This is a genomic window from Sphingomonas hankookensis, assembly GCF_001619955.1.
In the GTDB taxonomy this organism is placed as follows: domain Bacteria; phylum Pseudomonadota; class Alphaproteobacteria; order Sphingomonadales; family Sphingomonadaceae; genus Sphingomonas; species Sphingomonas hankookensis_A.
Map to the genome: position 1 here is coordinate 1 of NZ_LQQO01000061.1, position 24391 is coordinate 24391.

Sequence of the window (24391 nt, forward strand, 5' to 3'; positions counted from 1 at the left end):
GAACCGCTCCAGGAGTGCCGGCACGTCGCTGCCTTTCACCTGATGCCGCGAGATCCGCTCGCCGCGACCCGGCGACAGCGACGTCACCAGCCAGGTGGAGCGGCTCAGCTCCAGCGACACGAAGATTGCGTTCAGCTGCGTGCTGACGGCGGCATGGCATGAGACGGACACGGGCACGGGCAACCTCCTTCACGACAAAGCGGGAAGGTCAGTCTGCCTCAACCGGCGCCAGCCCGCGCCCATGGGATCTTTTTCGTGGCCAAAGTTCACTAAGTTCACACTCGTGCGCGTTTTGCGTTGGGCGTTGGGTGGTGGGTCGGAGATGGTCGGAGAAGAAGAAGCGGGACCCCGGGTCTGGCCCGGGGTGACGTGGGAGGTTGGCGGATGGGAAGGATCGGGACGTTGAGTTTAGCGTAGCGGGTTGGTTGTAGGAAAGTGGGCTAGCCCGTTGCCGTTGCTCTTGGGACGTACCCCCGCGCAGGCGGGGGGCCAGGGTTTTTGGACGCCGGCGTTGCGTTTGAGGTTCTGGATCCCCGCCTACGCGGGGATACGGACAAGGCTTTTCCGGACGGGCAATGCCTTGCATTCCGGATTTGCGCCTTCGCAGGGATACGAAGGAAGCCGGGGCGTTCGTGGACGCCCCCCTCCACCGTCCTGCGGACGGTCCCCCTCCCGCGGAGCGGGGAGGATCGGGGTTGCGCGACGTGCAGGCCGCGGCGCGTCTGTCGATGCCCCTATATATAGAGTCTGTCGGCCGTGCTCCGGAACGCCGAAACCCCCGGTGACCGTGATGGTCACCGGGGGCTGGCCCGTTGCCGGGAGTCCCGCCGCCGCCGCCTTCATCAAGGGGGAACGGCGGCGGCGGAGCCCGATTAGCCGAGCAGCTTCAGCACGCCCTGCTGCGACTGGTTGGCCTGCGCCAGCATCGCGGTCGAGGCCTGGCCGAGGATCTGCGCCTTGGCGAGCGCCGTCGATTCCGCCGAGAAGTCGGTGTCTTCGATGCGGCTGCGCGCTTCCTGCAGGTTCGACGAGGTGGTCGTCAGGTTGTTGACGGTGACCTGCAGACGGTTCTGCACCGCACCGAGGTCGCCGCGGATCGCCGAGACCTTGTCGAGCGCCTTGTCGATGGCGTTCATCGCCACCGCGGCATTCGCCTGGGTCGAGACGTTCAGCGCGCCGCCGACCGTATCGGCCGAGCCGCCCTGGGCCGACAGGCCGACCTTGGCGAGCGAGCCGGTCGGACCGCCCGAACCTTCGACGCGGATTTCCGCACCGGTGTCCGACTTCAGCTCGACACGACCACGCAGGGTCAGGCCGGTGGCGATCGCGCCGGTCGAGGCACCGCCGTCATCGCCCTTCATGTCGATGACCAAGCCCGCCGAGGTACCGCCGGTGCCGTCCTTCAGCGTGATGTCGTTGCCGGTCGACGAGGTGAGGATCAGGTTGCCCTTCTCGTCACTCGACGCGACCAGGCCGCTGATGCCGGCACCGTTGATGTTCTTCACCACGTCCGACATCGACATACCGCTAACACCGTCCGAGTCGCTAAGCGTCACCGTCGAACCGTTGACAACCAAGGTGTTGGAGGCAACGATCTTCCCGGCTGCCAGTGCAACGGTCGCCTTGGTCGTAGCGGTTGCGGTGACACCCGACTTGTCGCTGACGGCGTTGATCGCGGCGGCCTTCGATGCGGCCGATGCGTCGTTCGAGGCACCCACGGCAACGCCGTTGATCTTCACGTCGTCGGTAACGGAGAGTGCAGTATCGCCGACAGCGGTACCTTTTACGCCTTCATTCGAGGTGGTTTCGTTCAAGCCGAGCGCGGTCAAGCTCGCCGCTGCGCCAGTCGCGCTGCGCTTGATGTCGATCGCTTCGCCGGTCGAGCTCTGCAGGGCGACGAAGCCGCCATAGGTGCCGTTGGTGAAGCCCGCCTTGCCCGCTGCTGAACCGGCGATTTCAATCGTTTTTCCGGTGTCGTTCGACAGGACGATCTTGCCTTCGCTGTCGAGCTGCGCGCTGATGCCGCCCACGTCGCGGTTGATCTTGTCGACCAGTTCCTGGCCGTTGGCGCCGGTGATGTCGACGGCTGCGTTCGCACCGACCTTGATGGTCAGGCTGCCGGTCGCGGTGATGCCGCCCGCCGCGATCGGACCGCCTGACAGAGTGTTATATGCCTTGGCCGACACGCCGGTCTGGCCGGTGTTGCCATTGATGCTGGCAGCGGTCGTTTCGGCGTCAGCCGTGGTCAAGGCAGTGCCGAGCGCGTTCTTGCCGTTGAACTGTACGTCGCCGACCGCGACGGACGCGGCGTTGATGCGGCCGGTGGTCGCCTGGCCTTCGACACGGTAGCCGTTCAGGCCGAGCGCGGTGGCCGAGGTGCTGGTGAGGCTGACCGAAGTGGTCTGGCCGGCCTGCGAACCGGTCTGCAGCGTCACGGCCTTCACCGTGCCGTCGAGCAGGTTGATGCCGTTGAAGTTGGTCTTGTTCGCGATGTCGTTGATCTGCGCGGTCAGCTGACCGACTTCCGATTGGAGCGACTTGCGTTCCGCCGAACCCAGCGTGCCGTTGGCCGCCTGCCCAGCCAGTTCCTTCATGCGCTGCAGCATGTTGGTGACTTCGCCCAGCGCGCCTTCGGCGGTCTGCGCCATCGAGATGCCGTCGTTCGCGTTGCGTGCGGCGACTGCCATGGTCTTGATCTGGCTGGTCATGCGGCTGGCGATGGCGAGGCCGGCGGCGTCGTCCTTGGCCGAGTTGATACGCTTGCCGGTCGACAGGCGCTCCATCGAAGCCTTCAGGGCGTCGTTGGCAGCGGACGAGGCGTTGGCGGCGCGGAGCGATCCGATGTTGGATCCGATAACGGTCATTGGGTGTGTCCTCCAGTCTGACTTCCAGCGCCCCGCGTCCCCCCTTGAAGCGATCGGGATCGAAGCTGCTGCCCGGAGAAACGGCACGCAGCGGACCGGGTTAAGGAAAAAAGTTCCGGCATTTTGCGGCCCCTCGCGCGCGCACGAGGGCGTACGCGGAGTACAGAGCCGAATCGGGGTGGATTTTACCGGCCGTTAACCATTTGCCGGCAAAAGGGTGCCGTTCAGGGGGAATGTCCGAAACGATGCGCTCGATCTATCCATCCGCTGCCGTGCTTGGCGCCAAGTTCACGCTGGTTTCGTCGCTGCGTGCGCAGGGCTTCGCCCTGGCCAATGCCGGACAGAAGCCGGGGCCGAACGACGTGTTCCTGGTCATGGAAGGCGAAGTGCCGCCGATCGCGGCGCGCACGCTGGTGCTGGCCGATGGTCCCGCCGCCGCGACGCCGTTTGCGGACGGCCGCCCGGCCCGCCTGTCCTATTCGCATGCCGATACCGAACTGGCCCATGCCTTTGCCGCAGCCCTGCTGTGCGGCCGGCACGAGGCGGTCGCCGCCGATCCGGAAAGCCTGGCCCTTCAGGCGCTGGCCCGCCGCGTCGCCGGCGCCGACATCACCGTGCTGGTCAACGGCCCGACCGGCACCGGCAAGGAAGTGCTGGCCCGCACCATCCACGCCGAAAGCGCCCGCGCCGACGGCCCGTTCGTCGCGATCAACTGCGCGGCGCTGCCCGAAACCATGCTCGAAGCGATGCTGTTCGGCCATGTGAAGGGCGCGTTCACCGGCGCGGGTGCGGCGGGCGAAGGCTTTTTCCGCGCGGCCCATGGCGGCACGCTGCTGCTCGACGAGATCGCGGAAATGCCGCTGCCGCTGCAGGCGAAGCTGCTGCGCGTGTTGCAGGAACGCGAAGTCGTGCCGATCGGCGCGACCCAGGCCGAGGCGGTCGATGTCCGCGTCGTCGCCTGCGCCAATCGCGACCTGCAGGACGAAGTCGCCGCCGGCCGCTTCCGCGCCGATCTTTACTACCGCCTCAGCGTCTTCCCGCTGACCACCCGCGCGCTGGCCGACCGGCCGGGCGACATCGCTGCGCTCGCTGCCGCGATGGTGGTGCGCCATGCGGGCATGCGTTCGACGCTGCCGTGGATTTCGGACGAGGCGCTGGCGATGCTCGGCCGCCACGACTGGCCGGGCAATGCCCGCGAGCTGGAAAATGTGATCCAGCGCGCGCTGCTGCTGGGCATGGGCGACCGGATCGAGGCGCACGATATCGTGTTCGATCGCGCCAGCACCTCCGCCGCCGCCGCTGCCCCGCGCGCGGTCGAGCCGGTGGCGGCGACGCTGACCAACATCGTCCAGATCCACGAGTTCGCGGCGATCCGCCGCACGCTGGAGGAATGCGGCGGCAACCGGATCGAGACCGCCCGCCGGCTGGGCATTTCGGAGCGTACGCTGCGCTACCGCCTCGCCAAGGCGCGTGAGGCCGGCGAGCTGCTGGCCGCTTCGGCGACCCAGTCGATGGCGGCGTCGGCATGAGCGGCGTCGGCGGTGTCGGCGGCGCGATGGGCGTCGACCGGGTGATGGCGCTGCGCGCGCAGATCCTCGAGCGCAACCAGGCGCTGTCCAAGGCGAATGCGCAGGTCGCGGCCGCCCCGGTGCAGGCCGAACCGGCGAAGCCGACCAGCTTCGTCGAGGCGATGGGCGACGCGCTGAAGGGCGTGAACGCGCAGCAGAACAAGGCGAGCGAATTGTCGGCGATGTACGAACGCGGCGAGACCGTGGACATCGCCAAGGTGATGATGGCGCGCCAGCAGGCATCGGTCGGCTTCGAAGCCACGATGCAGGTCAGGAACAAACTCTTGTCCGCCTACAAGGACATCATGAGCATGCCGGTCTGATATGGAAAACGCTCTCGCCACCACCGGTGCAGGCGGCGTTCCCGCCCCCGCCCCCGCAGCGCCCGCCAAATTCGCTAACCCGCTGACCCAGATCGGCGGGCTGATGAAGCAACCCGCCGTCAAGCGCAGCCTGCCGATGATCTTCGTCGTCGGGCTGGTGCTGTCGGCGGCGCTGGCGTGGATGGCGCTCGCCACTCCGCCGCAGCGCACGTTGTTCCCGTCGCTGCCCGACAGCGACAAGCAGGCGGTCGTCGACGCGCTGGGCGCGGCGAAGATCAGCAGCAGCGTGGACGATTCGGGCGGCATCACCGTCGCCGAGGACGATTATCACCGCGCGCGGATTTTGCTGGCCGGACAGGGCCTGCCCAAGGCGGCGCCGGGCGGCTATGCGATCCTCGACCAGCTGCCGATGGGCGTGTCGCGCGCCGTCGAGGGCGAGCGGCTGCGCCAGGCGCGCGAGACCGAACTGGCCAAGTCGATCGGCGAGATCGAATCGGTGGCGGATGCGCGCGTCCACCTGGCGATGCCCGAAAGCTCGGTGTTCGTGCGCGACAATGCGCAGCCCTCCGCCTCGGTCATCGTCCGCCTCGAACCCGGCCGCAGCCTGACCCAGGCGCAGGTCCGTTCGATCGTCAACCTCGTCGCCTCCTCGATGCCGGGGATGAAGGCCGATCAGGTGACGATCATCGACCAGATGGGCGCGCTGCTGAGCAAGCCGACCGACGGGTCGGAAGGATCGACCCTGTCGGACGAGCGGATCGATTATCAGCGCCGTATCGAGGACAAGTATCGCGCGCAGCTCAACACGCTGCTGACCCCGCTGCTGGGCGCCGGCAATTTCTCGGCCGAGATCCAGGCCGATGTCGATCTGGACCAGAGCCAGGCGACGCGCGAAAGCTATGACAAGCAGGGCGTCGTCCGCGCCGAACAGGGCAACTGGGCCGGCAACACGCCCGGCGAAACCGCCCCCGGCGGCGTGCCCGGCGCGCTGAGCAACACCCCGCCCGCCGCCTCCACGCTGGCGACCGCGACCCCGGGTCCGGCGGGTGCGACGGTGCAGCCCGGCACCGCGCCCGGCGCCACCCCGCCGGTCAAGACCACCGAGAATTTCAGCCGCGCCTATGACCTGGGCAAGGAAGTGTCGGTGACCCGCGCCGCGCCGGGATCGATCCGTCGCCTGTCGGTCGCCGTGCTGCTGCGCGAACCCGAAGGCGCCAAGCCGCGTACCCCGGCCGAAATCCAGCAGATCAACGACCTCGTGAAGGCGGCGGTCGGCTATAACCAGCAGCGCCAGGACACGGTGACGGTCATCAGCCGCAAGTTCTCGCCCGAGGCGGTCGCCGGCGACGTCGCCCGCCCGTGGTACGATGCCGACTGGGTGCCGATGGCGGCGCGCAACGGCACCGCGCTCATCATCGCGCTGCTGGTGCTTTTCATGGGCGTCCGCCCGATGGTCAAGGCGATCAACGAGCGGCGCAAGGCCGATGCCGCCGCCGAGACCGCCCGCGTCGCCGCCGCCGAAGCTGCCGCGCAGGCCGCGCTCAACGCCCCCGCCGGACCAGCGCCGGTCAGCATGGAGATGCTGGAAACCGCGCAGAATTACGACGACCGGGTCGGCCTCGTCCGTGGCTTCACGCGCGACAATCCGACGCGCGCCGCGCTCGCCATTCGTGACATGATCCAGTCGGATACCAAGCAGTGAACGCCCCCGTCCGTATCCAGAGCGGCGTCGAGCGCGCCGCCGTCCTGATGATGCTGGTCGGCGAGGAGGAAGCCGCCGCCATCCTGCAGAAGCTGGAACCCGAAGAGGTGCAGCAGCTGGGCAAGGCGATGTTCAGCGTCGCCGATGTCAGCGAGGACGAGGTGTCGGTGGTGCTCGACGATTTCGTCGAGAAGGCGCGCGAGCGCACCACGGTCGGCTTCGATCCGCGCCCGCACATCGAAACGGTGATGAACAAGGCGCTGGGCCAGGACAAGGCGGAGAGCGTGCTGGCCAAGATCACGCCGGTCGAGACCGCGTGCCAGATCGAGCTGCTCGACTGGATGGATGCGGCCGAGATCGTCAGCCTGATCAAGGACGAGCATCCGCAGATCGCTGCCGTCCTGCTCGCCAACCTCGACCCGAGCGTCGCGGCGCAGGTGCTCGAAGGACTGCCCGAAGCGTCGCAGCCGCAGATTCTGCACCGTATCGCCAAGCTGGGCCCGATCACGCCCGAGGCGATCGATACGCTGAAGTCGATGGTCGCGCGCCGCTCGACCGGTCGCACCAGCGGCACCGGCGTGCAGCTGGGCGGGGCGAAGGATGCCGCGAAAATCCTGTCGTCGGGCCGCAAGGCGACCGAGACGCGGGTCATGCCCAAGCTGGCCAAGATCGACCGCGACATCGCCCGCCAGATCGAGGACCAGCTGTTCGTCTTCGACAATCTGCTGGAGATGGACGACAAGAATCTGGGCGTACTGATCCGCAACGTCGACAGCGACCTGCTGGTCCGGGCGCTCAAGGGCGTGGACGAGAATGCGCGCAACCGCTTCCTCGGCTGCATGTCGGCGCGCGCCGCCGACGGCATTCGCGACGAGATGGAGGCACGCGGCCCGATGAAGCTGGCCGAGGTGCTCGATGCGCAGAAAGGCGTCATCACCGTCGCGCGCAACCTGGCCAAGGACGGGACGATCATGATGGGCGGCGGCGACGACGATTATGTTTGAGAGCGCCGCCTCCCCCGCCCCCGCCAACGGCTTCGTCGCCGGCTTCGCCAGCCGCCATGTCGCGGCGGCGGACATCCTGGCCCGCGCCTTCGGTACGCCCGATCCGTTCGCGGCGACCGGCGTCGTGCCGGTTCGTCCGGCCGATTCCGGCGCGACCGCCGCTGCCCAGCAGCCGGTCGGCCCGAAGCATTTCCGCCCGGCCGATCCCGATGCCAACCCGACCGAGGGATGGGACCCGTTCAGCGCGGTGGTGGACGACAGCGTCCACGCGCTCGATCCGGTCGCAGAGGCGCATGCGGCGGGCTATGCCGAGGGGCTGGCCGCGGCGGCCGCTGCCAGCCAGTCCGACACGGCGCGCGACCATGCGCTGCTGGCGAAGCTGGCCGAAGCGCTGGGCGCCGCGACCCATATCGACCGCGAGGCGATGGCCGCGCGGCTGCGCGAGACGGTGCTGACGCTGGTGCGGCAGATCGTGGGCGAGGTCGGCGTATCGGCCAACCACCTGATCGAACGGATCGACGCCGCCGCCGACCTGCTGGCCGATGGCGCCGAATCCGCGATCCTGCGCATGCACGAAGCGGATGTGCCGCTGGTCGAGGGCAAGCTGCCCAAGGCGGTGTTCCCGGTCGCCGACGCCCATGTCGAGCGCGGCGGCTTCATCCTCGAATCCGCCTCGACCGTGGTCGAGGATGGCCCGTCGCTGTGGCTGGAACAGCTTGGCGCGGAAATCGAAACCGTACCGGTGCCCCGCTGATGCTGAACCGTTTCGCCGAAAACTATCTGGGCGCGCTGGCCCCGACCGACTTCCGTCCGCGCGCGCGGGTGGCGGGCAAGCTCGCCAGCTATGACGGGCTGTTGATGGAAGCGGTCGGGCTGTCGCTACCGGTCGGGACCGTGTGCCAGGTCGGCACCGGCGATGGCGGCATGGTCGAGGCGGAGGCAATCGGTTTCCGCAACGGCCGGACGCTGATGATGAACCTGGGCGGCCCGGCACCGCTGCTGCCCGGTGCGCTGGTGCGGCCGGGCGACAAGCCGGGCGAGGCCGAGGTCGGCGACGCGATGCTCGGCCGGGTGGTCGATGGCGCGGGCAAGCCGATCGACGGCAAGGGGCCGATCCGGGGTGCGGGCCGCTGGCCGCTCGCGGGGCGTATCCAGTCGCCGCTGGACCGGGGCCGCGTGCTGGAGCCGATGGATGTCGGCGTGCGCGCGATCAACGGGCTGCTGACCATCGGTCAGGGCCAGCGCGTCGGCATCATGGCTGGCTCCGGCGTCGGCAAGTCGGTGCTGCTGGGCATGATGGTCCGCGCCGCCAAGGCCGACGTGATCGTCGTCGGGCTGATCGGCGAGCGCAGCCGCGAGGTGTCCGACTTCCTCGAAACCAAGCTGAAGGGCGATGCGCGGGCGCGGTCGGTCGTGGTCGCGGTGCCGGCCAATCATTCGCCCGTGCTGCGCATCCGCGGGGCGCTGCGCGCGACCGCGATTGCCGAGGCGTTTCGCGAACAGGGCAAGAAGGTCCTGCTCATCATCGATTCGCTGACCCGCGTCGCCCATGCCGGCCGTGAGATCGGGCTGGCGCTGGGCGAGCCGGCGTCGGCACGCGGCTATCCGCCCTCGGCCATCGCGATGCTGCCGGGGCTGATCGAGCGGGCGGGCACCTGCGTGCGCACCGGCGGGTCGATCACGGCGATCTATACCGTGCTGGCCGATGGCGACGATAACAGCGATCCGGTGGTCGATTCGGCGCGCTCGATCCTCGATGGGCATATCGTGCTGAGCCGTCAGCTGGCCGAGCGCGGCGTCTATCCGGCGATCGACCTGGGACCCTCGGTCAGCCGGGTGATGACCGACATTGCCGACAAGCCGCATCTGGCCGCCGCGCGGGTGCTGCGCCGGCATCTGGCGACGTATGAGGAAAATCGCGATCTGGTGCTGATGGGCGCCTATCGCCCCGGCACCGATCCGGCGATCGACGGGGCGCTGGCGGCGCATCCGGCGGTCATGGAATATGTGAAGCAGGATTCGGACGAGGTCGTGTCGCTGGACGATGCCGTCGCCGAGCTGGTGGGTGTGTTCGGTGGCTGAAAAGGCCAAGCGCCTCGCCCGCGTGCTGCGCGTGCGCACCATGCAGCTGAACCTGACGCAAGCCGAGGAGGCGCGCGCCGCCGCCCGCGTGGCGGAAGAGATCGCGCTGCGCGACCGTATCCTCAATCTGGCGCAGGCGGTGTCGCCGGTGCCGACGCCGAGCGCCAGCGCACAGACGCTGGGCGCCGCCGCCCATTATCGCGAAAAGCTGCATGCGACCGCGCGGGTGGTCGAGCATCGCGTGGCGCAGGCCGATGACGGCCTGACCCGCGCCCGGTCGGCGACGATGGCCGCCAAGCGCGACCAGAGCGCGGTCGAAAAGCTGCTGGAGCGCGCCCATGCCGCCCGCGCGCTGCGGGAATTGCGCGCGCTGGAAAACGCGCCGCCGGTCCGTCGGCCCAATCGGCACGATCCTTGCTGATCGACCGGTCGAACGCTTGACGGATCGACCTATGCAGCTTCTCTCGGCCCTTTCCAGCACCACCTCCCCGCTTGCGATGCAGGTGATGCCGCTTGTCGGATCGCCGGCGGGCGACTTCGCCGCGTTGATCGCGGACATGGTGCCGGCGGGGGATGCGGCAGTTGCGACCGGCCCGGTCGAGCGGCAGGCGGCTGCCCTGGGCGGCAACGGATTGCCGGTGGCGATTGCCGCCCCGGTCGCCTTGGTCGAGATGCCCGTCGTCGCGGCACCCGCGGTCACGCCGCCCCTGCCGGCCTCGGCGACCGAGGCGGTGCTGATGCTCCCGGTCGAGGCGGACGCGCCCGTCGCCAAGCCGGCGGTCGCGCCGGTGCTGGCGGCGACGGCAGCGATCGGCGTGCTGGCGAGCGTGTTGCCTGAGGAAGAGACGGTCGAAGCCCCGCCGCGTACCGAGGATGTCGCGCTGCGTACCCTGCCGATGCCGGTGCCGACCCGCTTCGCCGCACCCCAGCCGCGTGTGAAGCGGTCTGAAACCCCGCCGCACGACGCAGTGCCGCTTCCCGGCGAGGACGAGGCGGACGAACCGGACCAGCCGGCGGCACAGGGCGAAGTGGCTCTGCCCGCGCCCCAGCCGACGCCCGAGCCGGGGGAGGCAATCCTCCTGCCGCCCGCCCCGCCGATCGCCGAACGGCCAGTGCCGGCGCGGCAGGACGCAACGGCGGCGGTGGTCATCGAACAGGGGCAGGTCGTCGCGGCGGAACCCGCTGCCGCGACTCCACCGATGCGGATGGCGAAACGGGGTGCCGCTGCGGCTCCCGCTATGGCGCAGGTGCCTGCCCCACCGACCGGCACCGCCGATCCGACCGTGGGCGTTGTGACGCCGCTCGACACCGACCGAGTCGTGCCGGTCCATGTCGTCGTGCCGCAAGCAACCGACGACGCCGCACCGATGGCGGCGAAGCCGGTTGCCGGCGATGCCGCACCGCCTGCGCGGCCGGGCGTGTCGGCAGCGCAGATGCCCCTGCAATCCGTCGCATCGCGCGATGCCGTCGATACCCGACCGGTCGCGTCGCCGGTCGTGTCCGCAACATCGGCGCCTGCCGTGTCGCCTGCGCCCTCTGCCGACGCCCAAGCGGTTGCCTCCCCCGTTTCCGACGCGGCGGACATGGTCGCGGTCGCGGTCGAGTCGATGCCGTTGCGCCAGCCGCCGGCCGACCTCGCCGCACCGCGCACGCGTCCGTTGGTCGCGACCGACGGCAGTCGCCCGCCCGAGGCTGCGCGTTCGGCATCGATCCCGGCTCGCCCGGTCGTGCTGCCGAGCGAGGCCGTCGCCATTCCGCAAGCCGTTCCGGGCGACGTGATCCAACCACGGCCGACGCCGTCCCTCGTCGCTGATCCGATCGCGATAGCCGTGCGACCGGCGGGCACTGCGGCGGGCGAGGCGATCGTGGCATCGGTTCCGTTGCCGGATGCCCCGGAGCTTCGTCCGGTGGTCACTGACGCCGTTGTCGCCGATATTGCCGTTGAAGCCCGACGCACTGCCCCAACCCTCCGCCCGTTGGCGGAAACGACGCCCGCGTCCGTGCCGCCGGTCGCACGTGCCGAATCGCAGCCGATCAGGTCCGCTATGCCGGCAACGGCATCGCTGCCGGACGCCACGCCGGTTACGTCGCGCGAAGCCGTGCAGGCCGATCGCGCGCCGATCAACGGCGAAGCCGCCGCCTCGGTCACGCTGGTCGCCGCGCCCGCAGCGCAGCCGGTCCCGAACAGCGCGCCGGTCACCCGCCTCGCGCCCGCCCAGCCGAGCGATACCGCGCCGGTGGTTGGGGTGACGGTCGATGGCACGACCGTCCACGCTGCGATCGATGCGCCGACCGTCGCGCCGGCAACGCCCCCGGTCATGCGCGTCGCGCGGACCCAGCCGAGCGATACCGCTCCGGTGGTCGAGGCGAAGGTCGACGGTACGACCGTCCGCCATGCCGTCGATGCGCCGGCCGCCGCACCCGCGACGACGCCAATCACCCGCCTCGCCCCCGCTCCGGTGCCGGATGCCGTGGCAGCGATCGACGTGGCACCGGTCGATGCCGACACGCTCGCCCCGCGCCCGCGGCGCGACGACGACCTGTCGGTTCCGACGACCGGCGCGCCGCAAGCCGCCGACGCCGCCGTGCTGCGTCCGGTCGCGCCCACGTCGCACGCCGCCCAGCCGACGCTCGACACCCGCCAGCCGCAATGGGTCGAGGGGATGATCGACCGCATCCAGACGCTGCGCGAATCGAGCGCCAGCAATAGCGGCGAAACGCGCATCCGCCTGTCGCCGGACGCTCTGGGCGATGTCGAGGTGGCGGTGCGGATGGGTGATGACGGCAAGCTGCATGTCCACTTCGCCAGCGACAATGCCGATGCCGGACGCCTGCTGGCCGAAGCGCAGCCGCGCCTGGTCCAGATGGCCGAGGCGCGCGGGCTGAAGCTGGGCGGCATGCAGGTCGATGTCGGATCGCAGCAATCGCAGCGCCAGGCGCAGGACCAGGGCAATCCCGCCCCCCGCGCGCCACGCCCCGCCACCACACAAGCAAACACGCAAACCACCCGATCCGATGATCGTATCGCCTGAGGAAGCATGACATGAGCGACAAGGACGCGCCGGAGGAAAAACCGGCCAAGAAGAAGGGCAAGCTCGGCAAGATCATCGTCATGGCGGTGGGCGTCATCGTCCTGCTGGGCGGCGGCGTCGGCGCCGGGCTGTATGCCAGTTCGTCGGGCCTGATCGGCGGCGGGCATGGCAAGGAAGGCGAGCATGAGGAGGTCAAGAAGGACCTGCCCAAGCTGGTCCCCAAGTCCGAGGAAGTGAAGGCGAGCGCCGGCGGCGGCGAGGGTGGCGGCGAAGGCGGCGGCCATGGCGGCGGCGAGGGCGGTGAAGGCGGCGGCGAGGCCGCGGCCAATAACGGCGAAGGCGGCCGCCCGACGCCGGAGATGGAAGGCGGTGACCGCTATGCATCGAGCTATTACGCGATGGAAAAGGAGTTCACCTCCAACCTGGCGGACAGCACGCATTTCATCCAGGTCGGCGTCGCCATCTCGACCTCCTACGATCACAAGGTCCTCGACAATCTGAAGACCCACGAGATCGCGATTCGCTCGGCGATCCTGCTGGCGCTCGGCGAGACGACCGAGGATCAGGTGTTCACTGCCGAGGGCAAGAAACAGCTGTCGCTGCGGATCAAAAAGGCCATCAACGACACACTTGAGCAGAAAGAGGGCTTTGGCGGCATCGGTAACGTTTATTTTACCCAATTTGTCGTTCAGTAAACGCGCATGGTTAACGCGCCATCCACCTCCGCGCCCGAGCGCCGCGAACGGAGCCGCCGGAGTCCGGCGGCGTCGCACGTCCCGACGCTCGGCGCGGCGAACCTCAATCCGTTCGGCGATCTCCACGCGCTGGAGCATCTGTCGGCGCGGATGGCGCGGTCGATGCGGCAGGTGTTCGAACCGCTGCTGCGCCGGGGCGTGCGCAGCTGGGCCGAGCCGGTCGAGGTGGATCGATTCGCGGGCTATATCGCCGCGCGGCGCAAGGACCGGCTGACCGGCTGGGTGCCGCTTACGCTGTCGACCGGGGGAAGCCCGGCGATCATCGTGTTGGACGGCGCGTTCCTGCTCGAAGTGCTCGATATCTTCTTCGGCGGGTTCGGCGAGGCCCCCTCCCCGCTGCCGATCGAGTTTTCCCCGGCGGCCGAGGCGATGCTGCGCCGGCTGGCAGGCGCGATCGCCCAGCCGCTGAGCGAGGCGTGGGGACCGCTGGCGGGCATCAGCTTCGAACCGGGCAACCCCGAATCGAACGCGGCGATGATGGGCGCGATCGATGGCGAGGACGCGGTGATCGCGACCCGGTTCGGCATCGCGGCGGGCGATGCGGAGCCGACCTTCATCGATATCCTCTATCCCGTCGCCGCGCTGAAGCCCCATGCGCCGCAGCTGTCGACCAAGGTCCATGGCAAGAGCGCGCCCGATCCCAAATGGCTGTCGGGCCTGACCCGTGCGGTCATGTCGGTGAAGCTGCCGGTGCGATCGGTGCTGGCCGAACCGGTCGTGTCGCTCGCCATGCTGCTGGAGCTGAAGGAAGGCGACATCATCCCGATCAGCTTCGGCCCGCAGGTGCCGGTATGGGTATCCAACCGGCGGCTGGGCACCGGCACGGTCGGCACCGCCAACGGACAGGCCGCGATCAAGCTCAACACCATCGACCCCGGTTTCGAAGAGGAATTCCAATGAACGAGATGACCGGCGGCTTCCCCGCCGAAGCGTCGCTCGCCGCCAATTTCAAGCTGTTGCAGGATGTCGACGTCCGCCTGACCGTCGAGATCGGGTCGACGCAGCTCACCTTGCGCGAACTGCTGGCGCTGAGCGAATCGAGCGTGATCGAGCTGGACCGCGCCGCCAACGAACTGCTCGACGTGTTCGTCAACGGCACGCTGATCGGGCGCGGCGAGGTGGTGACCGTCGGCGACCGCTTCGGCGTGCGCATGACCGAACTGGTCAGCCCGGACAAGCGGGTCAGCCGCTGATGATGTGGTCGTACATCCTGAAGCTGGTCATCCTGCTGCCGCTGGTCTGCGGGCTGATGATCGGCTGTCTGTATCTGTGGCGTCGGCTGGAAGCCCGGATGCCGGGCAATCAGGGCGAACGGCTGGTCAAGGTACGCGAGACGATGATGGTGTCGACCGGTACCAAGCTGGCCGTGCTGGAATTCGACGACCGGCTGCTGCTGGTATCGGTCGGCCGTAACGGGGTCACGCTGCTGGACCGGGGCGACAAGTGAATTTCGCGGGGGGGAAGATCGCGCCGGTCCTGGCGCGGATGCGGTATCGCCCGTCGCCGATCGCCGCCGCGCGCCGGCGGACGATGGCGACCGTGCCGGCACACACGGTGAAGGTCCGTCGCCCGGCGCGCACGCTGCCGCACTGGCGGTTCGAAGTCGCGCTGGCGGTGGTGGGCATCTTGCTGATGCTGTTCCTCGCCATGCCGGCAATGGCGCAGGGAGCGCCCGCCGCGCCTGCGCCGACGCCGGGGGCGGCCGATGCGCTCGACCGGGCGCTGGGGCAACTGGGCGGGGCGAACGACGCGCCGATGGCGCTGTCGCTGCAGATCCTCATCATCATGGGGCTGTTGTCGGTCCTGCCCGGCATATTGCTGATGATGACCAGCTTCACCCGGATCATCATCGTGCTGGCGGTGCTGCGCCAGGCGCTGGGCCTGCAACAGACGCCGCCCAACCAGGTGCTGATCGGCCTGTCGCTGTTCCTGTCGCTGTTCGTCATGTCGCCGGTGATCGGCCGCATCAACGAGACGGCGATCAAGCCCTATGCCGCCGGGCAGATCACATCGACGCAGATGATCGAGGCGGCCAGCCTGCCGCTCCATTCGTTCATGCTGAAGCAGACCCGGACCAAGGACGTGACGATGTTCGCGCAGATGGCCAAGATCGGCCCGATCGCGACGCCGGCCGACACGCCGTTCACCATCCTGCTGCCCGCCTTCGTCACATCGGAACTCAAGACCGCGTTCCAGATCGCCTTCCTGATCTTCCTGCCGTTCATCGTCATCGATCTGGTGGTCGCGACGGTGCTCATGTCGCTCGGCATGATGATGCTGTCGCCGACGATCATCTCGCTGCCGTTCAAACTGCTGCTGTTCGTGCTGGTCGATGGCTGGGCGCTGACGATGGGCAGCCTTGCCGCCTCTTTCGGGACGTAACGCCATGGTCGACGCAGGCTATTTCATGACCGTCGCGCGCGAGGCGATGTGGGTGCTGGCGCTGGTCGCGGCACCCATCCTGATTCCGGCGCTGTTGTCGGGTCTGATCCTCGGCATGATCCAGGCGGCGACGTCGATCAACGAACAGACGCTTTCGTTCGTGCCGAAGCTGGCGGTGGTCGGCATCAGCCTGGCAGTGTTCGGGGGGATGATCCTCGGGCTGCTCAGCGATTTCACGACGAGCATCTTCGAGCGGATTCCGGATCTGGTTCGGTGACGTTTGCGCGCTCTCCTTCCGTCATTCCGGCGGAGGCCGGAATCCATGGATGCAGGGACGTTTGCGGTCACTCGACGGCGCGGGACACAATGGATTCTGGCCGTCGCCGGAATGACGGGTTTGGTGAGGCGGCTCGCCTGCCCTCAAATAGCCGTACCCCGGCGGAGGCCGGGGTGCGCTTCAAGGGCGATACCTACCGTTGGCGTACCCCCGCCTACGCGGCGACACGGGTGCGCGCTTGGATGGCGTCGGGGGCATCCTCTCCATGCTAGGCTTCGGCCTCGCCGTCGAGCCACAGCTGTGGGCGCTGCTGTTCACCATGGTCCGCATCGGGGCGGCGTTCATCGTCGCGCCGCTGTTCGGCGCGGTGGCGATGCCGGTGCAGGTGCGGGTGCTGCTGTCGGGGGCGATCGCGGTGCTGGTGCTGAAGGCGCAGCCCTTCGCCATCCCGACCGAAGTCTTTTCGCTGACCACCTTCCTCAGCATCGCCGCCGAGGGGCTGGTCGGCCTCGCCATCGGCCTCGTCCTCCAGATCGCGTTCGCCGCACCCGTCATCGCCGCCGAGATCATCGGCATCTCGATGGGCATCGGGTTCGCGGCGATGGTCGATCCGCAGAACGGCGCGCAAAGCCCGGCGCTCGGCACCTTTTTGTCGGTACTGCTGACGCTGCTGTTCCTTTCGCTCGACGGGCATCTGCTGCTGATCGACCTGATCGTGCGCTCCTATGAGCTGTTGCCGCCGGGTGCCGCGTGGCTGTCGCCCGCCAAGCTGGAGAATATCGCGATCTTCGGCGGCTATGCGTTCCTGTCGGGGTTGCTCCTCGCCCTGCCCGTTGGCTTCCTGCTGCTGTGCCTCAACCTCGTCATGGGGATGCTGTCGCGCTCGGCGCCCGCGCTCAACCTGTTCGCGGTCGGCCTGCCCGCCAGCCTGTTCGTCGGGGTCGTCGCCTTGTTCGTCGCCTTGCCGGCGATGACCGACTATATGCTGGTCATCGTGCAGGAGGCGCTGGACGCCGCCAATACGCTGGTGCTGGGAGGCGTGCGGTGAGCGAGGACAAAACCGAAAGCCCAACCCAGAAGCGCCTCGACAAGGCGCGCGAAGACGGCGACATCCTCAAGTCCAAGGAACTGGGCGCGGCGCTCGTCATCCTGGCCGGCTGTGCATGGCTCGCGCTGCTCGGCCCCTCGCTGGTGGGCGCCTGCAAGGCGATCATGACCGCCAGTTTCAGTTTCGGCCGCGCCGATGTGGAGGATTTCCAGCCCTGGCGCCCGCTGGTCGAGGCGGGGTGGAAATTGCTGCCGTCGCTGGGCGGTATCCTCGCGCTCGCCGTCTCGGCCAGCATCCTTGCGCAGGCGGGGCTGACCGGCATCCGCTTCAACGGCGGCGCGCTGGCGCCCAAGAGATCGCGGATCAACCCGGCATCGGGGATGAAGCGCATCTTCGGCACACAGGGCTGGATCGAACTCGGCAAGTCGCTGCTGAAGGTCGTCCTGCTCGGCGCCATCGGCTATGTCATGCTGAAGAAAGCGGCCGTCAGCTCGGTGGGCCTCGTGTCGTCGAATGTCGACCAGGCGGTCGGCGATCTCGGCGGCACGTTCCTGACGCTGCTGTTCGTGATGGCGGGCGGACTGGTGCTGATCGCGGGCCTCGACGTGCCGCTGGCGATCTTCCAGCGGATGCAGCGCCTGCAGATGACCAAGCAGGAAGTGCGCGACGAGCATAAGGAAAGCGATGGCGATCCGCATGTGAAGGCGCAGATCCGCCAACGCCGCCACGAGATCCTGAAGGGCGGCTTCCGGCAGGCGGTGGGCGAGGCGCAGGTCGTTCTGACCAACCCGACGCACTTCGCGGTCGCGCTGCGCTACGACCATGGCCGCGACCAGGTGCCGGTGGTGGTGGCCAAGGGACGCGGGGCGACCGCCCTCGCCATTCGCGAGCTGGCGGCGGAGGCCAAGGTGCCGATGCTTGAATATCCGCAGCTCGCCCGCGCCGTCTATTACACCAGCCGCCAGGGGCAGGAGATCCGCGACGACCTGTACCTTGCGATCGCCACCGTCCTCGCCTTCGTCATGGGGGTCAACCGGCAGGCGGGCGGCATCCAGCCGCCGGTGACCGTGCCGCCCGAGGCGCGCTATGACGAGAACGGCAATCTTGCGGTAAAAAACCCCTAAAGATTCAGGCCACGGTGCCGTTCGATGGGGGAGACGGACCGGGGACCCACGATGGCGATCACGACGAGCAGTGCGACGGCCACCGCCACCACGGCCAAGACGACGACCACGACCAAGGCGACCACCCCCAACCTCGCCAACGCATTGGGCGCGGGATCGGGCGTCGACACCGCCGCGCTGGTCAAGAGCCTGGTCGAGGCGCAGTTCGCCAACAAGAACGCCCGGCTGACCCGGCAGGCCGAAACGCTGACCGCGCAGGTGTCCGCCGTGTCCGAACTGAAATCGGGCATCACCGGATTTGCCAGCGCGCTCACCACCCTGTCCGAAAGCGGCGGGCTGACCACCCAGCTGACCAGCAGCAGCGCGGCGGTGAAGGTGTCGACCGCCAAGGGTGCGACGGTCGCAAGCCTGAACGCCAGCGTCAGCGTCGCCCGGCTCGCCACGCCGCAGGTCGCAGTGACCAAGGAATCGTTCAGCACCACCGGATCGGTCGGCACCGGCACGCTCCAGCTGAAACTGGGCAGCGTGAAGGAGGACGGCACCTTCGCCGCGAACGGCACGACCATCCCGCCGATCACCATCACGTCGAGCGACGCGGCGTCGCTGCAGAAGGTCGCCGACAAGATCACCGCCGCCAAGGCGGGCGTCACCGCCAGCGTCGTGACCGACGCCAATGGCCAGCGGCTCGTGCTGCGCAGCACCGATGGCGCGAACCAGGCATTCACCCTGACCGCGACACCCGACAGCGGCAGCGTCTCGCCGGGCCTCGAACGGCTGAACGTCGATTTCGACAGCAGCACGACCGATGGTGCCGAAGTGGTGACCCGGGCGGGCAACGCGGTGTTCAGCATCGACGGCGTGCCGATGGTCAGCGCGTCCAACAAGATCACCGGCGCGGACGGCGTCACGCTGGAATTGAAGGCGGTGACGACCGATGGCCCGGTGACGCTGAGTTCGTCCAAGCCGACCGAGGCGCTGACCGAAGCGGTGAACAATGTCGTCGCGGCATATAACGAGATGCTGGCGTCGGTGAACAAGGCGACCGATGCGATCACCGGCGACCTGCGCGCCGACCCGGCGGCGCAGGCGATGAAGCGGTCGTTGCAGAAGCTGACCAGCGCCGACCTGACCGGCAAGACCGACGGCACCCCGACCACGCTGGCGGCGATCGGCGTGGCGACGAACAATGACGGGACGCTGCGGGTCGACAAGACGCTGCTCGCCTCCGCCATCGCCAACAATCCCGATGCGGTCGAGGCGATGTTCGCCGCCGCGACCGGCAGCGACGGCACCACCGGCAAGAGCCTGCCCGCCGCGCTCAACCGGATCGCGGCCACCGCCAAGAGCACCACGCTGGGGCTGGGCGCCAGCGACAAGCGCTATGCCGAGGCGCAGGGCGCGCTCGCCAAGGAACAGGCCAAGGTCGCCGAACAGACCGAGGCGACCTCCACCCGCATGACGCAGCAATTCGCGGCGTCGGAAGCGCGGGTCGCCGCGTACAAGGCACAGCAGACCTTCATGGAAAACCAGATCAAGATGTGGACGCGGAGCGAATAATGACCCGCTATGCCACCGCTCTGGCGGGCGATCCCGCCCAGACCTATCGCTCGGTCGACCTGGCCGCCCGCACCGGCGGCGCCGATCCGCATGCTTTGGTGTCGCTGCTGTACGAGGAAGCGATCCGCGCGCTGCGCTCCGCCGCCTGGGCGACCAATAATCGCCAATATGCGATGAAGGGCGAACGGGTGACCCGCGCGACCGCGATCCTGTTCGCGCTCGAAGCCGGCCTGGATTACGAAAAGGGCGGCGACCTGTCGCAGACGCTGTCGCGGCTCTACACCGGCCTGCGCGAGCAGATCGTCAATGCGAGCATCGGGCAGGATGCCCAGCCGTTCCTGAACGCCGCCGCGTCGCTGACCGACATTGCCGAGGCGTGGGAAGCGGTCCGGCCGCGATAGGGCGGACGGCTCGGATCGCAACGTTCTTGGTCACCCCGGACTTGATCCGGGGTCCCGCTATCGGTCACCCGCAGAAGAAGAAGCGGGACCCCGGGTCAAGCCCGGGGTGACGTTTTGGCAGGCGGTGGCACTCGCATCCCTCCCCGACCGCCCCTTCTCAACGGTGGCATCGCGCCCCGTGATCCGCTAGCGGTGCGCGCATGAAGCAACCGCATATCGTCGCGCTGGGGGGCACGCTGCGCCCGACTTCGGGCACCGCCGCCGCGCTGGAACGGGCGCTGACCCATGCCAAGGCGCTGGGCGCGCGCACCACGCTGCTGACCGGGCCGGCGATCGACTTCCCGAACTACGAACCCGAGGCGGCAGGCGGCAATCCGCGCATCCAGTCGTTCCTGCGCGCGCTGCGCGATGCCGACGGGATCATCATCGGGTCGCCGGGCTATCACGGGACGCTGTCGGGGCTGGTGAAGAACGCGCTGGACCATGTCGAACTGCTGCGCCGCGACGACCGCGTCTATTTCGACGGGATGCCGGTCGGCATCGTCGCGACGGCGGCCGGGTGGCAGGCAGCGGTGGCGACGATGACCACCCTGCGCACCGTCGCCCACGCGCTGCGCGGCTGGCCGACGCCGGTCGGGGTGGCGATCAACACCGTCGAGGACGGCGCGATCGACAAGGCCGACGGGCAGCTGCGGCTGATGGTCGAGCAGATGATCGGCTTCGTGGCGCGGTAGGGCGCTTTTTCTTGTTACCCCGGACTTGTTCCGGGGCCCACCGCAAGAATAAGGAAGTCGTTCATGGTCGAACGCCTACCTTGCGTCTATATTCTCGCCAGCGCCCGAAATGGAACGCTCTACACCGAGGTCACGTCCGACTTGGTGCGCCGGATAGCGCAGCATCGCGAAGGCACTTTTGGCGGGTTTACTGCCGAGAAAAACATCAAACGGCTCGTCTATTGGGAAATCGCCGCCACGATGGAAGCTGCCATCTATCGTGAGAAAACTGTCAAACGGTGGCGGCGGGACTGGAAGCGCAACCTGATCGAACGGGACAACCCCGCTTGGAACGACCTTGCGATAGGATTGGGCTTCGAACCCCTGCCATCGCCCAGCCGCCCGGTGGACCCCGGAACAAGTCCGGGGTGACGTAGTGGGTGGCGCAACGGTTGCCCTACCGCCCGATCCAGTGTTTCCGGACGAACCACGCCACGATCCCTGCGCTCATCGCCACGCACAGACCGACGACCCCGGCGAACGCCCAGGGTTCGTCGGCAAAGGGGATCCCCTTCACGTTCATGCCGAGCAGGCCGGTCAGAAAGGTCAGCGGCAGGAACACCATCGCCACGATCGCGATCTGGAGCGAGCGCTGGTCGAGCTGTTCGGCGCGCAGGTCGGTCAGCGTTTCGTGGACCAGCGCGGCGCGTTCGCGGATCGAATCGACCTCCTCTGCCATGCGCGCGGCGCGGTCGGCGGCGGCGGCGAGGTGGAGGCGGTCGTCGGCCTGCAGCCAGTCGCCGGGCAGTTGCCCCAGCTTTTCGAGCGCCGAACGCTGCGGCACGAGGAAGCGGCGATAGCCAATCGCGCGGACGCGGGTATGGGTGACGGCACGGCGCTGTTCGAAGATGCGGGTGGGGTCCAGCGCCTCCTCGCATTCGTCGAGCGTGTCGCCGAGATCGGCGATCAGCGGGTCGAGCTGTTCGGTGATCGCGCTGGCGAAGGCGACGATCAGGTCGCCGGGATCGGCCACCTCGCCACGCTCGACCCGGTCGACGACGGTGTGGAACGCGGTCAGCTTGCGCCGGGTGACCGAATGGACGCGGCCCGCGCTGGCATAGAGGCGGACCGAGGCGAGCGGATCGGCGCTGCTGAGCACATCGTCGGACAGGCCGCGCAGGTTGACGAACGCCCCCTTGCCGATCGCATCGCAGCGCGGGCGGGTCTCGACCGCGGTCAGCGGGTCGATGACGTAATCGGGCAGATGGGCATGGTCGCGCAGCCATTTGGCGACCACCTCCCCCTCGCCATGCAGATGGATCCAGGTGAAGCCGCCGGTCGCATCGACCGCCGCCAGCGGATCGATCGGCGTCGCCCGCCCGCCCTCGATATGCCACGCGCGACAGGTCATGCGAGGTCGATCGTCAGGCCGGGAAGCGGATCGGCGGGCAGCGGCCCCATGATCCGCACCGCATCGGCGCGGGCGCGGTCGAGGATCGCTGCGGGAACGTCCGCAGTGTGGTGGATGCGGTCGGCCTGCCCCAGCCAGCGGGCTTCGCGTAAGCTCAGATCGTCGGGATCGGGCGAGCGCAGGCGAATTGTCTCGACGCGGCCGGCGACCGGGGCGGCGCCGTCGAGCCACCGTTCGACCGCATCGTCGGGATGCGGGATCATCGGGTCGAGCGGACCATTTGCGGCGATGGCAGCACCAATGGCGCGACGGCGGTCGCCTCCGTCGGGGAAGCGCGTGCGCAGGGCGGCGCGGGCGGCGCCCAGCCCTTCGGCCAGTCGCCCGACCCCGGCGGGCAGGATCGCTTCCAGCCGCTGGCGGATCGCCGCCGCCAGCCCCGCCGACACGCCGCCGGTCGATATCGCGATCAGGATCGGCGAACGGTCGACGATCGCCGGCAGGGTGAAGTCGCAATCGGCCAGGCGATCGACCGCGTTGACGAGGATGCCGCGGGCCTTCAGCGCATCGATCGCGGTGCGCGCTTCGCCGTCATCCTCGACGGCGACGACGGCAATGCGGGCGTCGGCGGCATCGGCGACGACGGTCAGGCCGGTGCGTTCGAGCAGGCGGCGCTTGGCATCGGCCGCCTCACCCTCCCCCACCAGGATCACGCTGCGCCCGGCGGTGCGCAGCAGGATCGGCAGCCCGTTCACAACCAGGGCGGCAGGCGGTCGGCCTGGGCCAGCGCCTCGATCGGGGGACGTTCGCGCACCACCGCGAACCGGTCGCCGGCCACCAGTACCTCGGGCACCAAAGCGCGTGAGTTGTAGGTCGAGGCCATGGTCGCGCCGTAAGCGCCGGCGGTCATGAACGCGACCAGATCGTCGGCGGCCACCACGTCCATCTCGCGGCCCAGGGCAAAGGTATCGCCGGTCTCGCACACCGGGCCGACGATGTTGGTCACCGCCCGCTCGCCGGTCGGGGTCACCGCGCGGATGTCGTGATAGGCGTCGTAGAGGCTGGGGCGCAGCAGGTCGTTCATCGCCGCGTCGACGACGACGAACGGCGCGGTCGCGCCCTGCTTCACGCGGATGACGCGCGACACCAGCACGCCGGCATTGGCGACGATCAGCCGGCCGGGTTCGAACATCAGCCGCGCATCCCAGCCGGCGGTCGCGCGGGCGACCATCGCGCCGTATTCGGCCGGGCTGGGCGGCAGCGGCCTGGCGGGGTCGTAGGGGACGCCGAGGCCACCACCGAGATCGGCGTGGGTGATGTCGTGCCCCGCGGCGCGAAGGTCGCGGATCAGCGCACCGACCCGGCCGAACGCGGCTTCGAGCGGCAGCAGGTCGGTCAGCTGGCTGCCGATATGCACCGCGACGCCGCGTACCCTGATCCCCGGCAGCGATGCGGCATGGGCATAGGCGGCGGGGGCGGCGTGATAGTCGATGCCGAACTTGTTCTCCTTGCCGCCGGTCGAGATCTTCGCATGGGTGCCGGCTATCACGTCGGGGTTCACGCGGATGGCGATCTGCGCGACCTTGCCCAGCCGGGTCGCCACCGCCGACAGCATGTCGAGTTCGGGTTCGGATTCGATGTTGAACTGGCCGATGCCGGCGTTCAGCGCCTGCGCCATTTCGTCCGCGGTCTTGCCGACGCCGGAGAATACGACCTTGTTGGGGTCCATGCCGGCGTCGAGCGCGCGGTACAGCTCGCCGCCCGACACCACGTCCGCGCCCATGCCGGCGCGGGCAAGCGTGGCCAGCACCGCCTTGTTCGGATTGGCCTTCACCGCGAAGGCGACCAGCGGTTCGCCCTTGCCGAGGCCCGCGACGGCATCGCGGAACACATGGACATGCCGTTCGAGCGTCGCTGTCGAATAGACATAGACCGGCGTGCCGACCGCATCTGCGATGGCGGGCAGGCTGACATCCTCGGCATGGAGCGTGCCGTCGCGAAGGGTGAAATTATCCATGACTGGCCCTTTAGAACGACGGGGGCGGGTTGAGAATGGGTCCCCGCTCGTCATTCCCGCGAAGGCGGGAATCCATAGACGCAGGCTTTGGCGACTCCATCGCGCGGGTAGCGTGTATGGACCCCCGCCTGCGC

General features: G+C 68.7%; 23 protein-coding genes and 3 pseudogenes. 20 read left to right on the top strand and 6 right to left on the bottom strand.

From position 1 onward, the window contains the following. The 3 pseudogenes from AVT10_RS18415 to AVT10_RS18995 all read right to left on the bottom strand — a co-directional run. A pseudogene (locus tag AVT10_RS18415) lies at nucleotides 1-177 on the bottom strand (IS110 family transposase); the annotation flags it as partial. A 695-nt stretch (nucleotides 178-872) separates the two neighbouring features. Next, nucleotides 873-1172 (bottom strand): annotated as a pseudogene (locus AVT10_RS18990) (flagellin); the annotation flags it as partial. A gap of 1284 nt (nucleotides 1173-2456) precedes the next feature. Beyond that, nucleotides 2457-2864, bottom strand: a pseudogene (locus AVT10_RS18995) (flagellin N-terminal helical domain-containing protein); the annotation flags it as partial. Nucleotides 2865-3109: 245 nt separating this feature from the next. On the opposite strand from AVT10_RS18995, the gene AVT10_RS16005 reads away from it, so the two are divergent. The 20 genes from AVT10_RS16005 to AVT10_RS17990 all read left to right on the top strand — a co-directional run bounded on the left by AVT10_RS16005 (nucleotide 3110) and on the right by AVT10_RS17990 (nucleotide 21264). Then, nucleotides 3110-4393 (top strand): sigma 54-interacting transcriptional regulator, encoded by a 1284-nt coding sequence (locus AVT10_RS16005; protein WP_066693967.1) that lies wholly within the window; start codon nucleotides 3110-3112, stop codon nucleotides 4391-4393. Next, nucleotides 4390-4755, top strand: a complete 366-nt coding sequence (fliE, locus tag AVT10_RS16010; RefSeq protein ID WP_066693756.1) for a flagellar hook-basal body complex protein FliE — start codon at nucleotides 4390-4392, stop codon at nucleotides 4753-4755. Before AVT10_RS16005 ends, fliE begins: the two co-directional genes overlap by 4 nt. A 1-nt stretch (nucleotide 4756) precedes the next feature. Beyond that, complete coding sequence (gene fliF, locus AVT10_RS16015) at nucleotides 4757-6457, top strand: flagellar basal-body MS-ring/collar protein FliF (protein ID WP_066693758.1); 1701 nt, start codon at nucleotides 4757-4759, stop codon at nucleotides 6455-6457. Continuing rightward, nucleotides 6454-7461, top strand: a complete 1008-nt coding sequence (gene fliG, locus AVT10_RS16020) for a flagellar motor switch protein FliG (RefSeq protein WP_066693760.1) — start codon at nucleotides 6454-6456, stop codon at nucleotides 7459-7461. The genes fliF and fliG overlap by 4 nt, the downstream gene beginning before the upstream one ends. Continuing rightward, nucleotides 7454-8215 carry a FliH/SctL family protein gene (locus tag AVT10_RS16025; RefSeq protein ID WP_066693762.1) on the top strand — a complete coding sequence of 254 codons (762 nt, stop codon included), beginning with the start codon at nucleotides 7454-7456 and terminating at the stop codon, nucleotides 8213-8215. Before fliG ends, AVT10_RS16025 begins: the two co-directional genes overlap by 8 nt. Continuing rightward, nucleotides 8215-9543 (top strand): FliI/YscN family ATPase, encoded by a 1329-nt coding sequence (locus tag AVT10_RS16030; protein WP_066693764.1) that lies wholly within the window; start codon nucleotides 8215-8217, stop codon nucleotides 9541-9543. Before AVT10_RS16025 ends, AVT10_RS16030 begins: the two co-directional genes overlap by 1 nt. Further along, entirely contained in the window at nucleotides 9536-9964 is a 429-nt protein-coding gene (locus AVT10_RS16035) for a hypothetical protein (RefSeq protein WP_232308057.1), read from the top strand. Before AVT10_RS16030 ends, AVT10_RS16035 begins: the two co-directional genes overlap by 8 nt. Before the next feature lie 31 nt (nucleotides 9965-9995). Beyond that, nucleotides 9996-12575 carry a flagellar hook-length control protein FliK gene (locus tag AVT10_RS16040; RefSeq protein WP_198158618.1) on the top strand — a complete coding sequence of 860 codons (2580 nt, stop codon included), beginning with the start codon at nucleotides 9996-9998 and terminating at the stop codon, nucleotides 12573-12575. A gap of 11 nt (nucleotides 12576-12586) precedes the next feature. Then, nucleotides 12587-13270, top strand: coding sequence for a flagellar basal body-associated FliL family protein (locus AVT10_RS16045; RefSeq protein ID WP_066693771.1), 684 nt, complete (start codon nucleotides 12587-12589; stop codon nucleotides 13268-13270). Nucleotides 13271-13276: 6 nt separating this feature from the next. Further along, nucleotides 13277-14230 (top strand): flagellar motor switch protein FliM, encoded by a 954-nt coding sequence (locus tag AVT10_RS16050; protein ID WP_066693773.1) that lies wholly within the window; start codon nucleotides 13277-13279, stop codon nucleotides 14228-14230. Then, nucleotides 14227-14523, top strand: a complete 297-nt coding sequence (fliN, locus tag AVT10_RS16055) for a flagellar motor switch protein FliN (RefSeq protein ID WP_055758402.1) — start codon at nucleotides 14227-14229, stop codon at nucleotides 14521-14523. Before AVT10_RS16050 ends, fliN begins: the two co-directional genes overlap by 4 nt. After that, nucleotides 14523-14777: a FliO/MopB family protein gene (locus tag AVT10_RS16060; protein ID WP_066693775.1), complete on the top strand. Its 255-nt coding sequence runs from the start codon at nucleotides 14523-14525 to the stop codon at nucleotides 14775-14777. Before fliN ends, AVT10_RS16060 begins: the two co-directional genes overlap by 1 nt. 83 nt (nucleotides 14778-14860) lie before the next feature. Next, nucleotides 14861-15712 (top strand): flagellar type III secretion system pore protein FliP, encoded by an 852-nt coding sequence (fliP, locus tag AVT10_RS16065; protein WP_084401817.1) that lies wholly within the window; start codon nucleotides 14861-14863, stop codon nucleotides 15710-15712. A 4-nt stretch (nucleotides 15713-15716) separates the two neighbouring features. Beyond that, a complete protein-coding gene (fliQ, locus tag AVT10_RS16070) occupies nucleotides 15717-15989 on the top strand; it encodes a flagellar biosynthesis protein FliQ (RefSeq protein WP_055788675.1) in 273 nt (90 codons plus the stop codon). A gap of 265 nt (nucleotides 15990-16254) precedes the next feature. Next, on the top strand, nucleotides 16255-17037 hold the full coding sequence (fliR, locus tag AVT10_RS16075; RefSeq protein WP_066693777.1) for a flagellar biosynthetic protein FliR: 783 nt from the start codon (nucleotides 16255-16257) through the stop codon (nucleotides 17035-17037). After that, the gene (locus AVT10_RS16080; RefSeq protein ID WP_066693779.1) at nucleotides 17034-18161 is read left to right on the top strand and encodes an EscU/YscU/HrcU family type III secretion system export apparatus switch protein; all 1128 of its coding nucleotides are present in this window, start codon (nucleotides 17034-17036) and stop codon (nucleotides 18159-18161) included. Before fliR ends, AVT10_RS16080 begins: the two co-directional genes overlap by 4 nt. Nucleotides 18162-18212: 51 nt before the next feature. After that, nucleotides 18213-19718: a flagellar filament capping protein FliD gene (gene fliD / locus AVT10_RS16085; protein ID WP_066693782.1), complete on the top strand. Its 1506-nt coding sequence runs from the start codon at nucleotides 18213-18215 to the stop codon at nucleotides 19716-19718. Beyond that, nucleotides 19718-20119, top strand: a complete 402-nt coding sequence (fliS, locus tag AVT10_RS16090; RefSeq protein WP_066693785.1) for a flagellar export chaperone FliS — start codon at nucleotides 19718-19720, stop codon at nucleotides 20117-20119. Before fliD ends, fliS begins: the two co-directional genes overlap by 1 nt. Before the next feature lie 200 nt (nucleotides 20120-20319). Beyond that, nucleotides 20320-20853 (top strand): NADPH-dependent FMN reductase, encoded by a 534-nt coding sequence (locus AVT10_RS16095; RefSeq protein WP_066693788.1) that lies wholly within the window; start codon nucleotides 20320-20322, stop codon nucleotides 20851-20853. Between the two features lie 63 nt (nucleotides 20854-20916). Further along, nucleotides 20917-21264 carry a GIY-YIG nuclease family protein gene (locus AVT10_RS17990; protein WP_084401807.1) on the top strand — a complete coding sequence of 116 codons (348 nt, stop codon included), beginning with the start codon at nucleotides 20917-20919 and terminating at the stop codon, nucleotides 21262-21264. A 25-nt stretch (nucleotides 21265-21289) separates the two neighbouring features. Here the strand turns inward: AVT10_RS17990 and AVT10_RS16100 are convergent, their stop codons facing one another. Genes AVT10_RS16100 through lysA form a run of 3 tightly spaced genes read right to left on the bottom strand, consistent with a single transcriptional unit; the run spans nucleotide 21290 to nucleotide 24257 of the window. Further along, the gene (locus AVT10_RS16100; RefSeq protein ID WP_066693790.1) at nucleotides 21290-22243 is read right to left on the bottom strand and encodes a zinc transporter ZntB; all 954 of its coding nucleotides are present in this window, start codon (nucleotides 22241-22243) and stop codon (nucleotides 21290-21292) included. Beyond that, on the bottom strand, nucleotides 22240-23001 hold the full coding sequence (locus AVT10_RS16105; protein ID WP_066693975.1) for a precorrin-2 dehydrogenase/sirohydrochlorin ferrochelatase family protein: 762 nt from the start codon (nucleotides 22999-23001) through the stop codon (nucleotides 22240-22242). The genes AVT10_RS16100 and AVT10_RS16105 overlap by 4 nt, the downstream gene beginning before the upstream one ends. Further along, complete coding sequence (gene lysA, locus AVT10_RS16110; protein WP_066693801.1) at nucleotides 22992-24257, bottom strand: diaminopimelate decarboxylase; 1266 nt, start codon at nucleotides 24255-24257, stop codon at nucleotides 22992-22994. The genes AVT10_RS16105 and lysA overlap by 10 nt, the downstream gene beginning before the upstream one ends. Nucleotides 24258-24391 lie beyond the last annotated feature (134 nt).